Source organism: Acinetobacter sp. Lyrl_1, from assembly GCF_051948795.1.
In the GTDB taxonomy this organism is placed as follows: Bacteria; Pseudomonadota; Gammaproteobacteria; order Pseudomonadales; family Moraxellaceae; genus Acinetobacter; species Acinetobacter towneri.
Window position 1 is genome coordinate 21,623 of record NZ_JAYJLK010000031.1, and the last position, 15,895, is coordinate 37,517.

The 15,895-nt window shown below is 43.7% G+C and carries 13 protein-coding genes; 10 read left to right on the forward strand and 3 right to left on the reverse strand.

Annotated elements, in window-relative coordinates:
- Positions 1-68 precede the first annotated feature (68 nt).
- The 4 genes from guaB to recJ all read left to right on the forward strand — a co-directional run bounded on the left by guaB (position 69) and on the right by recJ (position 5,373).
- A complete protein-coding gene (gene guaB / locus VF675_RS10160; protein WP_004974257.1) occupies positions 69-1,535 on the forward strand; it encodes an IMP dehydrogenase in 1,467 nt (488 codons plus the stop codon).
- Between the two features lie 120 nt (positions 1,536-1,655).
- A complete protein-coding gene (glmM, locus tag VF675_RS10165; RefSeq protein WP_178867818.1) occupies positions 1,656-2,987 on the forward strand; it encodes a phosphoglucosamine mutase in 1,332 nt (443 codons plus the stop codon).
- A 12-nt stretch (positions 2,988-2,999) separates the two neighbouring features.
- Positions 3,000-3,656 (forward strand): pyridoxamine 5'-phosphate oxidase, encoded by a 657-nt coding sequence (gene pdxH / locus VF675_RS10170; RefSeq protein WP_096901662.1) that lies wholly within the window; start codon positions 3,000-3,002, stop codon positions 3,654-3,656.
- 13 nt (positions 3,657-3,669) lie between these two features.
- On the forward strand, positions 3,670-5,373 hold the full coding sequence (gene recJ / locus VF675_RS10175; protein ID WP_440205171.1) for a single-stranded-DNA-specific exonuclease RecJ: 1,704 nt from the start codon (positions 3,670-3,672) through the stop codon (positions 5,371-5,373).
- 55 nt (positions 5,374-5,428) lie between these two features.
- Here recJ and VF675_RS10180 read toward each other — a convergent pair whose 3' ends face one another.
- Entirely contained in the window at positions 5,429-6,229 is an 801-nt protein-coding gene (locus VF675_RS10180; protein WP_440205172.1) for a putative porin, read from the reverse strand.
- A 174-nt stretch (positions 6,230-6,403) separates the two neighbouring features.
- Positions 6,404-7,180, reverse strand: a complete 777-nt coding sequence (locus VF675_RS10185; RefSeq protein ID WP_440205173.1) for a putative porin — start codon at positions 7,178-7,180, stop codon at positions 6,404-6,406.
- Between the two features lie 571 nt (positions 7,181-7,751).
- Between VF675_RS10185 and prfB the strand changes: the two genes are divergently transcribed.
- From prfB to VF675_RS10210, 5 genes are all read left to right on the forward strand, one after another.
- A protein-coding gene (prfB, locus tag VF675_RS10190; RefSeq protein ID WP_104852716.1) for a peptide chain release factor 2 occupies positions 7,752-8,847 on the forward strand; the annotation gives its coding sequence in 2 pieces (ribosomal slippage) (positions 7,752-7,823 and positions 7,825-8,847; 1,095 coding nt in all).
- 157 nt (positions 8,848-9,004) lie between these two features.
- Positions 9,005-9,304, forward strand: a complete 300-nt coding sequence (locus tag VF675_RS10195; protein ID WP_178867820.1) for an ArsR/SmtB family transcription factor — start codon at positions 9,005-9,007, stop codon at positions 9,302-9,304.
- A gap of 20 nt (positions 9,305-9,324) precedes the next feature.
- On the forward strand, positions 9,325-10,404 hold the full coding sequence (locus VF675_RS10200) for an alkene reductase (protein ID WP_440205174.1): 1,080 nt from the start codon (positions 9,325-9,327) through the stop codon (positions 10,402-10,404).
- 85 nt (positions 10,405-10,489) lie between these two features.
- On the forward strand, positions 10,490-11,770 hold the full coding sequence (locus VF675_RS10205; RefSeq protein WP_440205175.1) for a 3-deoxy-D-manno-octulosonic acid transferase: 1,281 nt from the start codon (positions 10,490-10,492) through the stop codon (positions 11,768-11,770).
- Between the two features lie 2 nt (positions 11,771-11,772).
- Positions 11,773-12,486 carry a 16S rRNA (uracil(1498)-N(3))-methyltransferase gene (locus VF675_RS10210; protein WP_440205176.1) on the forward strand — a complete coding sequence of 238 codons (714 nt, stop codon included), beginning with the start codon at positions 11,773-11,775 and terminating at the stop codon, positions 12,484-12,486.
- On the opposite strand, the gene VF675_RS10215 is transcribed toward VF675_RS10210, so the two are convergent.
- Positions 12,460-13,446, reverse strand: a complete 987-nt coding sequence (locus tag VF675_RS10215) for a mechanosensitive ion channel family protein (RefSeq protein ID WP_096901680.1) — start codon at positions 13,444-13,446, stop codon at positions 12,460-12,462. The two genes, VF675_RS10210 and VF675_RS10215, sit on opposite strands and share 27 nt — an antisense overlap.
- Before the next feature lie 469 nt (positions 13,447-13,915).
- Here VF675_RS10215 and acs point away from each other — a divergent pair, with 469 nt between their 5' ends.
- Positions 13,916-15,859 carry an acetate--CoA ligase gene (gene acs / locus VF675_RS10220; RefSeq protein WP_131261198.1) on the forward strand — a complete coding sequence of 648 codons (1,944 nt, stop codon included), beginning with the start codon at positions 13,916-13,918 and terminating at the stop codon, positions 15,857-15,859.
- Positions 15,860-15,895: the final 36 nt, after the last annotated feature.

The following is a 15,895-nucleotide window of genomic DNA, read 5'->3' on the forward strand; positions in this document are numbered from 1 at the left end:
AGAGAACAAATGAAATTTGTGCCCAGATTTGTTTATAATGGCTCACGGAAATTACCAGTGAGACTGTTATGCTGACCATCGTTCAAGAAGCGTTAACCTTCGATGATGTCTTATTACTCCCTGCCTATTCTACTGTTCTCCCAAAAGATGTCTCCTTAAAGACACGTTTTACGCGCGGCATTGACCTGAATATTCCTTTGGTTTCAGCAGCAATGGATACGGTGACTGAATCTCGTATGGCAATTGCGATGGCGCAAAACGGTGGTATTGGTATTTTGCATAAAAACATGGACATCGTTGCGCAAGCAGCCGAAGTGCGCCGTGTGAAAAAATTTGAAGCGGGTATGGTGAAAGACCCAATTACCGTAACGCCAGAAACTACAGTACGTGAATTGATTGCGCTGACTCAAGCCAATAATATTAGCGGTGTACCTGTAGTAAAAGATGGCAAAGTTGTCGGTATTGTGACAGGACGTGATACACGTTTTGAAACCAACCTTGAGCAACCTGTCAGCAACATCATGACAGGTCAAGATCGTTTAGTGACAGTACGCGAAGACGAATCTAAAGAAAACATTCAAGCTTTATTGCAACAGCATCGTATTGAAAAAGTCTTGGTGGTGAATGACCAGCAGGAATTAAAAGGCTTAATTACGGTCACTGATTTCCGTAAAGCAGAATTGTATCCAAACAGCTGTAAAGATGACTTAGGTCGTTTACGTGTGGGTGCTGCAGTAGGTACAGGCGCAGAAACACCAAGCCGTGTAGAAGCATTGGTTGAAGCAGGTGTCGATGCGATTGTGGTTGATACTGCACACGGTCACTCTGCAGGCGTAATTGAGCGTGTACGTTGGGTAAAAGCTAACTATCCACAAGTTCAAGTAATTGGCGGTAACATTGCAACTGGCGATGCTGCTTTGGCATTGTTAGATGCAGGCGCAGACGCAGTGAAAGTGGGGATTGGCCCAGGTTCAATCTGTACCACACGTATTGTGGCAGGTATTGGTATGCCGCAAATCTCTGCAATTGACGCTGTTGCCAATGCATTGAAAGAACAGATTCCATTAATTGCCGATGGTGGTATTCGCTTCTCTGGTGATATGGCCAAAGCGATTGGTGCAGGTGCAAGTACCATTATGGTGGGTTCATTGCTTGCTGGTACTGAAGAAGCACCGGGCGAAGTTGAATTCTTCCAAGGTCGTTACTACAAAGCATACCGTGGTATGGGTTCATTGGGTGCAATGGCGGGTGCAACAGGTTCTGCAGACCGTTATTTCCAAGACTCGAAAGCAGGTGCAGAAAAACTTGTACCAGAAGGTATTGAAGGTCGTGTACCGTACAAAGGCCCAATGGGCAACATCGTGCATCAGATGATGGGCGGTTTACGTTCATCTATGGGTTATACAGGTTCTTCAACCATTGAAGACCTACGCCAAAATGCTAAATTCGTGAAAATTACTGCAGCAGGTATGCAGGAATCTCACGTGCATGATGTGACGATTACCAAAGAAGCGCCGAACTATCGCGTTGGTTAATATTTAGTATCGTTTTCAAATAAAAGCCGTCATCAATGTGACGGCTTTTTCATTTTTGGTGTAAAGTAACTCGCAGTAAAAAAGTGATGATAAAGATCACCCCTAAGAAGTGAGAACAATATGAGTTATTTTGGTACAGACGGCATTCGAGGGAAGTTTGGAGAGTTACCAATTACACCTGAATTTGCATTAAAACTAGGTTTTGCAGCAGGTAAAGTTTTAAAAAAGCACACCAAAAAAAATAAACCTATTGTGGTATTGGGTAAAGATACACGTCTTTCAGGCTATATTTTAGAAGCAGCATTACAGGCAGGTTTAAATGCCGCAGGTGTCTATGTGCATTTGCTCGGTCCATTGCCTACGCCCGCTATTGCGCACTTAACCCGTGCCCTGCATGCCAGTTTAGGCATTGTGATTTCAGCATCGCATAATCCGTATTTTGATAACGGGATTAAATTTTTCTCGGGCGAAGGGAAAAAGCTGCCAGATGCCTTGCAAGAAGAAATTAACCAAGAATTGCAACAAGAATTAAAAATTGATGATACGGCCAACTTGGGTAAAAGCGTTCGTGTTAAAGATGCCAATGGGCGTTACATCGAGTTTTGTAAATCGACCTTTCCATATCATTTAGATTTAAATGACCTCACCATTGTGGTCGATTGCGCCAATGGTGCTGCCTACAATGTTGGCCCTGCGGTATTCCGTGAATTAGGTGCGAAAGTGATTGCCATTCACAATGAGCCAAATGGTTTAAACATCAACGAAAATTGCGGCTCAACCCATCCTGAAAGTTTGCAAAAAGCAGTGCTTGAGCATCAGGCGGACTTGGGTGTTGCATTTGATGGTGATGCAGACCGTGTGATTTTGGTGGATAGTCAAGGCAAGCAAATTGATGGTGACCACATTTTATATATTCTTGCCACACAAGGCTCGAAAAAACCTGCAGGTATTGTTGGGACGTTAATGAGCAATATGGCGCTGGAATTGGCGTTAGAAAAAGCCCAAGTACCATTACTCCGTGCCAATGTCGGTGACCGTTACGTGCTACAAGGTCTGGAAGAAAATGGCTGGGTTATTGGTGGTGAGCCATCGGGGCATATTTTGACTTTGGACAAGAGCACCACAGGTGATGCAATTATTGCTGCCTTGCAAGTGTTAACGGTGATGGTCGAACAAAATAAAGCCCTACATGAATTGGTGGCAGATTTTAAACTGTTGCCAAATGTGCTGGAAAACGTGCGCTTAGCAAATATGTTTGATCCGTATACCGTTCCTGCCTTGGTGGAAGAGTTTGACCGTGCTACGGAACAGCTGAAAGGTCGTGGACGCTTATTGATTCGTAAATCGGGCACTGAACCTGTGATTCGTGTCATGGTGGAAGGTGATGATTTGGCTGAAGTGAAGGCAATGGCGAAAGATTTAGCAGATGCTGTACGTCGTCATGCCGTCTAAAGGGGGTAAATCGTGAGTGATTTAATTAAAGATTTAAGTGAGCTGCGTTTAAGTTACCAAAAAGGTGAATTGCTAGAAGCACAGGTCAGTGCCAATCCGCATATTCAGTTTTTGAATTGGTTTAACCATGCCTTAGAAGCCAAGCTGCATGAACCGTATGCGATGTCATTGGCGACTGCCAATGCGCAAGGTCGTCCGCATGTGCGTACTGTGTTGCTGCGTGGAGCTACCGAAGCAGGCTATGACTTTTATACCAATTATGACAGTCAAAAAGGGTTGGATTTAGCGGCCAATCCTTATGCTGAATTGTTATTTTACTGGCCTGAACTGGAACGTCAGATTCGTGTCAGCGGTTATGTCGAAAAAATTGATGAGCAAGAATCGACAGCGTATTATCACAAACGCCCACGTGACAACCAAATCGCTGCGCATATTAGCACTCCGCAAAGTGGTGTGATTGCCAGCCGTGAAGAACTACAGGCGCGTTTCCAAGACTTGCATGCCCAAGTGGGCGATCAATCTGAATTGCAAAAACCTATATTTTGGGGCGGTTACCGCTTGCAGCCTGATTATTACGAATTTTGGCAAGGCCGTCCGAACCGTTTGCATGACCGCTTAGCTTATGAAAAAATTGAAGGTGAGTGGAAACTACAACGCTTGATGCCTTAAATCACTGGAAACTATGTCAAAAATACAAATAAAACAAAGACCTTTACTGACACGCCCTGAAAACTTTCAGGGCGTGTCCACATTTGTTGCCCAGATTTTAGCGCGCCGTGGGGTGGCGTCTGAACAGGAACTTGAGCTCAAACTAAAACATCTGCTTGCCCCAAGTATGAAAGGTTTGCCTGAGGCAATTCAGTTGATGGATCAGGCGATTGATCAGCAGAAAAAAATAGTGATTGTGGGCGATTACGATGCCGATGGTGCTACCAGTACCGCATTGATGATGTTGGCCTTACGCGACATGGGCGCACAGGTACAGTATTTAGTGCCTGACCGCTTTAAATATGGTTATGGCTTAACTCCCGCCATTGCCGATTTGGCTTTTGAGCGTTATACCCCTGATTTATTAATTACTGTAGATAATGGCATTTCCAGTCACACGGGAGTTGAGCGTGCTCAAACTTTGGGGATGCAGGTCATCATCACCGATCACCATCTCACCACGAAAGTCACGCCAGATGCAGAAGCGGTGGTCAATCCAAATCAACTGGGCTGTGATTTTCCAAGTAAAGCTTTGGCAGGGGTGGGCGTAGCGTTTTATGTACTGGCCAATCTCTCTAGTCAGCGTAAAAAACAGGGAAAATCTGCTACAAATTTGACCCAATATTTAGATTTGGTGGCTTTGGGAACTTATGCCGATGTTGCAAGTTTAGACTATAACAACCGTATCTTGGTGGATGCTGGCTTAAAACGAATACAGCAGAACTTGTGTCGTCCTGGAATTAGCGCATTGTTGGATTTGGCAGGGCGTGAACCCGCGCAGCTTAAAGCTCAGGATTTAGGTTTTGTCTTGGGGCCACGTATTAATGCTGCAGGACGCATGGAAACCATGGATATCGGGATTGAATGTTTATTGGCAGCAGATATGCAAACTGCTTATGCCTTGGCACGTCAGTTAAATAGCCTGAATCAGGAACGTCGTCAGGTTGAAGGGCAAATTAAACAGGATGCGTTGGCTGAACTGGAAAAGCTGCAATTGCATACAACTGATTTGCCGCATGCTTTGGTCTTGTTTGAAGAACATTGGCATCAAGGTGTGATAGGTATTGTTGCGGGTCGCTTAAAAGAACAGTTTCACAGGCCTGCAATCGTTTTTGCTGCCGATGAAGATGGTGAACATATTAAAGGCTCGGCCCGTTCCATAGAAGGTATTCATATTCGTGACAGCATTGAATTGGTGGCAGAGCAATATCCACACTTGGTTAGTCATTTTGGTGGGCATGCTGCAGCGGCAGGCTTGACCATTAAAAAGGCTTATTTTGCAGAATTTAAACAGGTGTTTGAACAGCTAATTGCGCAGATGGATGCAGAGCTGTTTCATGCCGTGCTGTGGACAGATGGTGAATTGCCGCCAGAGGCCTTTCATTTACACACGGTAGAGATGCTGCAGCATTTGGCACCGTGGGGACATAAATTTCCACAACCTATATTTGAAGGGCGGTTTAAAGTGGTCGATTTTAGATGGCTTAAAGAGACGCATTTAAAACTGCGTTTGGCGTTGGACAATGGGCAAGTGCTGGATGCGATTGCCTTTGGTGCCAAAGATAAATTTGACTTTAACCCAATGCTGGATCATGTGCGTTTGGTTTATGAATTGGAACGCAATGTGTTTAATGGCAATGTCAGTTTACAACTGCAGATTGTGCATTTGGAGCAGTAGCCCAAATAAAAATCCGCTCAAATTTGAGCGGATTTTTTGCTTTTTATCTGAGAGATTAGAAGCGGAATGTACCATTGATGCCGAATGAATCGATTTCATCAACTGTTGTGTAATTTACGCCAACTGCAATTGTTGGGGTAAAGAATTTTTGTGCACGAACGCCAAAAACAGTATCAGAATCATCAGCAGTTGAGTCTGCAATAGAAATACCTACACTTAAAGTTGGGTCGATATAAAGATCAGCGCCTAAGCGATAAGTTGTTTCATCACCAAAATAAGATAAGCCTTCAAAGTTAGCAAAATGGTTGCCAATTTGAGTGACATATTTAGCACGTAAAGATACAGCAGTATCCTCACCTACGGTTACTTGATTTAGAAGATTTGTCATAAAGCCATAGTTTGCAACTTGAACAGGGTCTACGCTTTCATTTGCTGCACCAATAGCCAATAAAAGGCCATTGATTGGTAAGTAACCAACTTCAAGTGCATAACCAGTATTATCGTCGCCTGCAAAGTCAACCTGGTTAATAGTTCCACCCACATAGAATTGTGTATTTGGAATATAGAATTCTCCGCTCAGGCCAACGACATCAATATCTTCGTCGCCATCACCGCTAACATTAGCATAACCTAAACCAATATTGCTAGCTTTACTTAGGAACGCTGCTTCAGCTAAAGGTGCATTTTTGACTTGAACACCATTTAAATAATATTTGCCATTAATGAAGAATGTATCTAAATCACCTTCTCCATCAAAATCAGTGTTTTCATAGCCCCCATTGATTTCAAATTGATACGCATGAGCAGTACTTAAACCAGCAAGAAGTGCAGTTGCAAGCGCAAGTTTTTTAAACATTATTGAGATTCCCTCTGTTATAGAAATATGACTGTTTTGTTACAGTTGTTGCTGATTGTACGGAAAATAAACATACAGTCAATGTACTATTTCTACCTAACTGCTTTATTTTAGGGTATAAAAAAGCACCCTTCCGAAGAAGGGTGCTATTTGAGTAAGGAATTAGACTTAAGCTTAGAAGCGATATTTCGCAGCGACACCAAAGCGGTTGTAGTCAGCATTACCAACTTCACCAAAGCCTACACGACCTTCCAAGCTGACTTGTGGTGTAAAGAATTTGCGTGCATTGATACCAAATTCGTTACTGTCATTACGATCATTGTCGTAATAGTCAACACCCAGGCTTAAAGTTTTATCAATGAAGTAGTCTGCTGCTAGATTGTATTCATCTAGATCACCAAAAGCAGCGCCTGCTTCAAGGTTGATGTCTTTACCATTCGAAAGTGTAGTTACATATTTGGCACGTAAAGTTGGGTCTACACCATCATCAAGGTCATTGTCATAACCTTTAAGGCCTGCTGCAATTAACAAACCTGGTGCAGGTAAGTAACCAACTTCTGCACTATAAACAGTTTCATCAAAATTAGGTGAATTGTCTACTTTACGATCATCACGACCTACTGTACCACTTAAATAAAAATCTGAGTTTGGTACGAAATATTCAGCACCTACACCGTAACGGTGACGTTCCGCAGAATCATAGTCATCATATTGGTATTTGGCATTTACGTTGCTAGCACGATCAAGGAACGCCGCTTCTGCCAAAGGCGCATTGCGGGTTTGTACAGGGTTAAAGTAATAAGTACCATCTACACCGAATGAACCGCTTGAGCTGGCGTTGTCTGGATCAAACAGTCCTGCTGATGCACCAATTTCAGCTTGGTATGCGTTCGCAGTACCAGTGATAGCCAAAGCTGAAAGTAGGGCTGATGCGATTGCTAATTTTTTCATGGAAATTACCCCTCTGAAATCTGGTTAACAGTTAAACTTTTTGTTACAACTTTCAGTCTAGGCGAAAAAAAATCAGCGTCAATCACAGGAAAGTTACCGCTTTGTTACAAGCGTAAATTTGTGTAATATTTTGAGTTTAAGTGATTGAAATAAAAATGAAATAATTAAATGTTTTGTTTTATTAAAAATATGTGGGTTTTGTGAATTTTACTAAAATTGATCATTAAATAACCAATACTGTTTCGTCCTTGTTTTATTTTGGCGGGTTGAATCAATTACGATAAACAGTGTTTAAGCTTGGATTCAGCTGAATGTGTCAGGCAAAACATCAGCGCGATAGATCAGTCATTAAGATAAACATCCAAGTTAATCGGGCATGCTATTTTAGGTTGGATATCATCAGGCTTTCACTTTAAAAGTTGAAAGCGATCTTTATTTTTAACCACATTTAGCATTCAACCGATAAAAGCTGAAAAGTTATGCTGGAATTTGCAGCAGGGTAGAAATGCCAGAACAGGTCTGTGCTACAATTATCGGCTATTGAGCTTCATTGTTAATTGAGAGAATTTACGTGGAAATTAATCCTTATCTAAACCAATTAAAAGACTTGAACGAACGTGGTCAAACACTACGGGGGTATCTTTGACTACGATCTGAAAAAAGAGCGTTTAGAAGAGGTTCTCCGCGAGTTAGAAGATCCTGCAATCTGGAATGATCAAAGTCGTGCGCAAGCCATGGCCAAAGAAAAGGGCGAGCTTGAAAACGTGATTCATGTCCTAGAAGGTTTGGCGACACAGTTAGAAGATGCCCAAGCCATGTTGGACTTAGCCGTTGAAGCCGATGATGAAGATTTATTGGTGGATGTGCAGTCTGAATTGACTTCTGCAGAAGAAGAACTGGCGAAATTAGAATTCCGCCGTATGTTCAGCAATCCAATGGATCCAAACCCATGCTATGTCGAAATTCAGGCAGGTTCGGGTGGTACAGAAGCGCAAGACTGGGCATCGATGCTGTTGCGTATGTATATGCGCTGGATTGAACGTCACGGCTTTAAAGCAGAATTGATGGAAGAATCGGATGGTGATGTGGCAGGGATTAAATCTGCGACCATTCGCGTTGAAGGTGAATATGCGTATGGTTGGTTGCGTACCGAATCGGGCGTGCATCGTTTAGTGCGTAAATCACCATTTGACTCAGGTAACCGTCGTCATACGTCATTCTCTGCGGTGTTTGTTTCACCAGAAGTTGATGACAACATTGAAATTGATATTAACCCTGCAGATGTTCGTACCGATACTTACCGTGCTTCAGGTGCGGGTGGTCAGCACATTAACAAAACTGACTCTGCGGTACGTTTAACCCACGCACCTACAGGTATTGTGGTGGCATGTCAGAACCAGCGTTCACAACACGCCAACCGTGACCATGCGTGGAAACAATTACGTGCCAAGTTGTATGAACTGGAAATGAGTAAACGTAACGAAGCCGCTCAAGCTTTAGAAGACTCGAAGTCTGATATTGGTTGGGGCAGCCAAATTCGTTCTTATGTATTGGATGATTCACGTATTAAAGACTTGCGTACAGGCGTGGAAACCTCAAATACAGGTGCGGTTTTAGATGGTGATTTAGACAAGTTTATTGAAGCCAGTTTAAAACAGGGTCTATAAGTTACGGTCTGAAAGATCACAATAAGCCTGCCCAATTCAGTTGAGTTGCTTAAAAATTTATATAAATCGTAAAAAAACGATATTAATATCGAAAAAATACGATATATTAAAAGCAGCTGCTGAATTGGGCTTATATTTACGAATATGTGTCTGAATGATGGATGTCGATTTAATCTTTAAAGCCTTAGCCAATCCTACCCGTCGGCAAATTTTAGAATGGTTAAAAGCACCAGAACAATTTTTGTCGGTAGATGAGTGTGGCGACTTTAAGCGTGGCGTATGTGCAGGACACATTGAGCGTTTGGGCAAAGTGTCGCAATCGACCATGTCAAATCATTTATCGGTACTGCAACAGGCAGGTCTTATTCGTGCAGAAAAATATGGACAATGGTCGTATTTTTCTCGTAATGAAGCACTCATTCAGCAATATGTCGAATATTTAAAACACTCACTTTAACTGTGAGATTAGAGGCAAAAATGGCTGAATTAGACTCTCCTTTAGTTTTGGGTGATCTGCATCTAAAAAACCGTGTGGTGATGGCACCTTTAACCCGTAGCCGCGCCAGCGATGACCGTGTTCCAACGCCAATGATGGCGGAATATTATGCACAGCGTGCTAGCGCAGGTTTGATTCTTTCAGAAGCAACGGTAATTTCTGAAGAAGCCAATGGTTATTTAAATACCCCAGGATTGTTTACCGATGCTCAAGTGCAGGGTTGGAAACTCGTTACCGATGCCGTGCATGCCAAAGGTGGTTTGATTGTGGCGCAACTGTGGCATGTAGGTCGTGTTTCACATCCAGATTTACTCAATGGTGCAACACCAGTATCGGCAAGTGCGGTACAACAAGCAGGTTATGTCAGTTTGTTGCGTCCTAAACGTGAATATGTGTTGCCACGTGCCTTAGAAATTGCAGAAATCCACACCATTACCGAGCAATATAAACAAGCCGCCATCCGTGCCAAAGAAGCAGGATTTGATGGGGTAGAGTTGCATGCAGCCAATGGTTATTTGATTGATCAATTCCTGCAAAGCAAAACCAACCAACGTGACGATGAATACGGTGGTTCGGTTGAAAATCGTGCGCGTTTCTTGTTAGAAGTGATGGACGCCTTAATTGAAGTCTGGGGCGCAGGTCGAGTCGGTGTGCATTTAGCACCACGTGGCGATGAGCACGACATGGGAGATGATGATCCACGTGAAACCTTTGGCTATGTCATGCAGCAATTGGGGCAGCGTAAAATCGCCTTTTTCTTTACCCGCGAATATTTAGCCGAAGACAGCATTTCCCAAGAAATGAAAGTACGTTCAGGCGGTGTGCCATATATCGCGAACATGCGTTTAAGTCGTGCTGATGCCGTGGAATTATTGGCTTCGGGCAAGGCCGATGCGGTGTCATTTGGTAAGGCGTATATTGCCAATCCAGACTTGTATGAGCGTTTATTGGCAGATGTACCTTTAAACGAACTCAAGCTGGAAAACATGATTGGTACAGCCGTTGCAGAAGGCTATATCGATTATCCAACTTTGGCTGAAACACAACAATCTGCAGAATAAAAGCCCGTACAGCGCCACATACGATTAACATGCGTGTGTGGCTCTGTTATATTTTGCCGACAGTCTTTCTTTTGGGGCGCATCTTTTGGCTACTCCATTTTGGTATAACGCAGCTTTAACCCTGCTAAAACCGATTTATCAGTCACGTATTCGTAAACGTGCCGAACATCCTGAGCAATTACAACAAGAACTACTTGAGCGTTTTGGCCCATTTCAGCCCGCTAAAAATTTACATGCCATTTGGTTTCATGTGGTGTCGGTGGGAGAAACCAATGCCGCGCAACCTCTAATTGAACATTATTTAAAAGCGGGGCATCCTGTTTTAGTCACCAATACCACCAAAACAGGGCAGGCACGCGCCAAATCATTATTTTTTAAAGCACCGTATTTAGATTTATTTCAAGCTGTGTATTTACCTGCCGATCAGGTACATTTAATTCGTGAGTTTTATCAGAAATATCAGCCTAAATTATTGGCACTGGTCGAAACAGAGTTATGGCCAAACTTGATTGATCAGGCGCAGCATTTTCAAGTCCCGTGTTTGTTGATTAATGCGCGGCTTTCGGAAAAATCGGCCAAAGGCTATGCCAAAGTTAAAGGATTGACTCGTGGCATGTTGCAAAATTTGCAGCAACTTTTGGCGCAAGACTCTGCCACACAGCAGCGTTTTATCGCATTGGGGATGCCTGCCGAGCGTACAAACGTGGTGGGTAATATTAAATTTGATATTACTGCGCCAGAAGATTTTGTAGAGCAAGCCGCGCAGTTGCAACAGACATGGCAATTGGCACATCGCAAAATTATCACCCTTGCCAGTACCCATGCGCCTGAAGAACAGCAATTATTGACTGCTTTGAAACCTTATTTCGCACAGCATCCTGAACTGTTATGTATTGTTGTGCCGCGCCATCCAGAGCGTTTTGATGAAGTGGCTGTGCAGGTGAAAAAACTGCAACTCAATATGCAGCGCCGTAGTTTGGCTGAAGCGATTCAACCCGAAACACAAGTGTATTTAGCCGATAGCATGGGTGAAATGTGGTTGTGGTACGCCTTAAGTCAGGCCTGTTATGTCGGTGGTTCGCTGAATGAACCTGGCGGTGGGCATAATATTTTAGAGCCTTTGGCCTTAAATGTCGCCACGGTATTGGGCAAAAATTATTTTAACTTCCAAAGTATTGTGGATGAGTTTGTTGCAGCAGAAGCCGTGTATGTGGTCGAAAATGCTGAACAAGCTGTAAATACGTTAACGCAATTGTTGTTTGAACCTGCGTTACGTGCACAGCTGAATCAAAATGCTCAAGTGATTATGTATAAAAATCGTGGCTCTTTAACTGAGCATATTCACGTGATTAATCAGTATCTTTAAATATGAATATCGTTTTGCTTGACCTGCGACAGACCACAAATGAAGTGTGGTCTATTAGCACCCAGCGGCAAGTGCAGCATTTGCATACGCATGTTGGTGTGCAAGTCGGTGACACCTTGAAAGTCGGGATTCGTGGTGGCAAGCGTTATTTGACCGAAGTGGTGGAGGTCAGCGAGCAGCGAATTCAAGTCAAAGCCCTGCATGAAGAAGCTGTCCCAAAAAAACTGCCTGTGACCCTGATTGTGGCTTTGCCGCGCCCCAAAGTATTGCGTCGTTTAATTATGGATAGCGTGACGTTAGGTGTGGAAAAAATTATTTTACTGCACAGCTATCGGGTTGATAAAAGCTATTGGCAAACGCCATTTTTGCAGCAGCTCGATCAATATGTAACTTTGGGCTTGGAACAAGCAGGCGATACCATTGCACCTGAGATCCAACTTTATAAACGCTTTAAACCCTTTGTGGAAGATGTTTTGCCCGGTTTGATTTCTGCCGATTGTTCTGCTTATGTGGCGCATCCTTATACCGATCAAGCTATGCCACATGCCATCCAACATCCATGCAGTATTGTGATTGGCCCAGAAGGTGGATTTATTCCCTACGAAATTGATTTACTCGAAAAAAACGGCTGCCAAGCACGACACTTGGGCAACCGTATTATTCGGACTGAAACCGTGATTGCCTATGTATTAGGGCGTTTGTTTGGCTCGGTTTGAATCTTCTTCAAGCAATGCCGTTTCACCTCGATACACTTTCACTTCCTGTACTGGGTAAGGAATGGAAATGTGATGCTCGGCAAAGGCCGCAATGACACGCTCCTGCACCTCACTAATGGAAGCCGATGTGGTGGTTTCGGTGGTATTGACCCACCAGCGCACATTTAAATTGATGGAAAAATCGGCCAATGCAGTGACATTCACACTAAAGGCAGGCTGACTTAAAATTTTGATGTCGCGGTCTAAAATGGCCAAAATAATATCTTTGGCTTTTTGTACGTCATCTTCATAACCAATACCGACCACAAACTCGCAACGACGACGGGTATAAGCCGTATTGACCGTCACGGCACTGGTATACACCGTAGCATTTGGAATCACGATGCGACGTCCATCGGGAGAGCGCAGGAAGGTGGCACGAATCTGAATATCTTCTACCGTACCTTCCATATTATTTACGATAATGTCATCACCAATTTTAAATGGCTCACCAATCAAAATCAGCACACCCGACAATAAGTTCTGAAAGATATCCTTAAAGGCAAAACCAATCGCCACTGAGCCTAATCCCAAAGCACTCATGAGTTGACTTGGGGTAAAGCCAGGAATGGCAATTACCATCGCAATCAGAAAACCAAAGAAAATAATTGCGGAACTACCGACCCGATTCAGCACCAAAACCAGATTTTGTCGGGTATAGGAACGATTGTTTAGGGTCTTGCGGACAAACCATTTAAACACACGGGCAAGCAGCCAAAACAGAATCAGCACCACGGCTGCAATCATTAAATACGGCACACGCTCCCAAAATCCTTCCATAATTTTGTCGATGGTGGAGTAGGCGTCATTGTACTTGGCCGTATGATTGATCACGGTTTGCGTGGTTTTTTCAGTGGCTTCCTGCAACAGCTGGCTGGTGTTTTCAGAAACTTCACTGAGTGAGGGTTTGGATTCTGCCACGATAATTCCGAATTCAAAATGAAGTGACTATTTTGCCTGAAAAACTCAATTTGGTTAATGAAGCAATGCTTACTTGCGAGTATTTTAGACAACTTGGAGAGAAGTGATGAGCGTACTATTTTTTGGCGCTTAAAATGCTAGTTGTATGTGGTTTTATCTGTAAGACAGGGTCGTTGGCATGGATGATTGGCTGCGTAAAAAAATGTTAATACTCGCGATTATTGGACGATATTTTCTTTAAAAATAATGCAATGCGCAGTACAGTGGAATGTAAACCTGAAAAGTATGAATGCAAGGACATGGCATTCGATCAACGATTTGGCATGCTCTTGTTTGTATAAAATTTATGCGACTAAAGCCGAATGGTGAGCCATAAAAAAGAAAGTTCATACTGTAAATGTGCAGAAATAATAATCAATAACGTGGCATACATCTCGTGAGAGATGCAAGAACATCAAGGAAGTAGCAGATGAAAGACGTATATCCTGTTCCAGATGAATTTAAAAAGACTGCCCGCACCACTGAGGCAGAATATTTTCAACGCTATCAACAATCTATAGATGACCCTGATACTTATTGGGCAGAGCAAGCCCAACGCTTAGATTGGATTAAACCTTTTACTCAAGTCAAAAATACCAACTTTGACCCCGAGCATTTTAAAATTGAATGGTTTGCCGATGGGCAACTGAATGTCAGTGCCAATTGCTTAGACCGTCATTTAAAAGAACATCCGCATAAACCTGCAATTATTTGGGAAGGAGATCATCCATCTCGGCATAAAGTGGTTTCTTTTGCTTCTTTGCATGATGAAACCTGTCGTTTTGCCAACGTGCTGAAAAAGAACGGGGTGCAAAAAGGTGATCGGGTGGTGCTGTACATGCCAATGGTTTCCGAAGCTGCGATTGCCATGCTAGCCTGCGCGCGGATTGGTGCAGTGCATTGTGTGGTTTTTGGTGGTTTTTCTCCCGATGCTTTGGCTAGCCGAATTGAAGACTGTCAGGCCAAGTTAATTGTCACTGCAGACTCGGCCATGCGTGGTGGCAAGCCAATTTATTTAAAAGCCAATGTTGATGCTGCTCTAAAAGTAGCAGGTACCGACTGTGTGCAAAATGTGATTGTGGTGCACCGTACAGGCAATCCGATTGAGATGTTGCCTGAACGCGACGTGTGGTATCACATGGAAATTATGTCGGTGAATGATATCTGCCCACCCGAGCCGATGAATGCCGAAGATCCACTATTTATTTTATATACCTCGGGTTCGACTGGAAAACCCAAAGGTGTTTTGCATACCACAGGCGGTTATTTGACCTATGTGAACAGTACGTTCCGAGAAGTCTTTGACCTGAAACAGGATGATGTGTTTTGGTGTACCGCAGATGTAGGCTGGATTACAGGGCATTCTTATGTCTTATACGGGCCATTGTCGAATGGTACATCTACCGTGATGTTTGAAGGGGTGCCGAACTATCCAAGCTGGGCGCGCACAGGGCATATTGTTGATAAACACAACATCACCATTTTATATACCGCGCCGACTGCCATTCGCGCCATGATGCGAGAGGGAGATCGTTTTGTACGTGAAAGTGACCGCAGCAGCTTGCGTTTACTTGGTTCAGTCGGTGAGCCGATTAATCCTGAAGCGTGGAACTGGTATTACAACGTGGTAGGCGAAGGACGTTGCCCAATTGTAGATACATGGTGGCAAACCGAAACAGGGGGCATATTAATTTCAGCATTGCCTGGTGCAACGCCACTGAAACCCGGTTCGGCAACCCGCCCATTATTTGGCGTGCAACCTGCTATTGTCGATGCCGAAGGTAATGAACTGGAAGGCGCGACCGAAGGCAATTTAATTATGAAAGATTCATGGCCAGGGCAAATGCGCGGTATTTGGGGCGACCCTGCACGTTTTATTGAAGCGTATTTTTCGACCTATCCGGGTGCGTATTTTACAGGAGATGGTGCACGCCGTGATGAAGATGGCTATTACTGGATTACAGGGCGTGTGGATGATGTCTTGAATATTTCGGGGCACCGTTTAGGTACCGCAGAAATTGAAAGTGCCTTGGTGGCACATGAAGCTGTGGCTGAAGCGGCAGTGGTGGGTATGCCCCATGAGATTAAAGGACAGGGGATTTGCACCTTTGTAACCTTGCAAGTTGGTACACCTGAGTCAGAGGAGTTGCGTGAAGAATTAGTCAATTGGGTTCGCAAAATTTTGGGACCTGTGGCAACGCCTGATGCGCTGCATTGGGCACCTGCTTTACCCAAAACCCGTTCAGGTAAAATTATGCGCCGTATTTTGCGGAAAATTGCAGCGAATGAATTGGATAGTTTAGGAGATACATCTACTTTGGCTGAGCCGCAAGTGGTGGAGCATTTGATTGCAACGGTGTATGGGGAGAGGTAGGTTAAGGTTGCTGTCACTGTACACAAAGAAGTTAGA

Coding starts and splice junctions, on each gene's coding strand:
- VF675_RS10195 (WP_178867820.1), top strand. CDS start 9,005: ATGGATGTCGATTTAATCTTTAAAGCCTTAGCCAATCCTACCCGTCGG.
- VF675_RS10180 (WP_440205172.1), bottom strand. CDS start 6,229: ATGTTTAAAAAACTTGCGCTTGCAACTGCACTTCTTGCTGGTTTAAGT.
- acs (WP_131261198.1), top strand. CDS start 13,916: ATGAAAGACGTATATCCTGTTCCAGATGAATTTAAAAAGACTGCCCGC.
- VF675_RS10200 (WP_440205174.1), top strand. CDS start 9,325: ATGGCTGAATTAGACTCTCCTTTAGTTTTGGGTGATCTGCATCTAAAA.
- recJ (WP_440205171.1), top strand. CDS start 3,670: ATGTCAAAAATACAAATAAAACAAAGACCTTTACTGACACGCCCTGAA.
- VF675_RS10185 (WP_440205173.1), bottom strand. CDS start 7,180: ATGAAAAAATTAGCAATCGCATCAGCCCTACTTTCAGCTTTGGCTATC.
- guaB (WP_004974257.1), top strand. CDS start 69: ATGCTGACCATCGTTCAAGAAGCGTTAACCTTCGATGATGTCTTATTA.
- VF675_RS10210 (WP_440205176.1), top strand. CDS start 11,773: ATGAATATCGTTTTGCTTGACCTGCGACAGACCACAAATGAAGTGTGG.
- glmM (WP_178867818.1), top strand. CDS start 1,656: ATGAGTTATTTTGGTACAGACGGCATTCGAGGGAAGTTTGGAGAGTTA.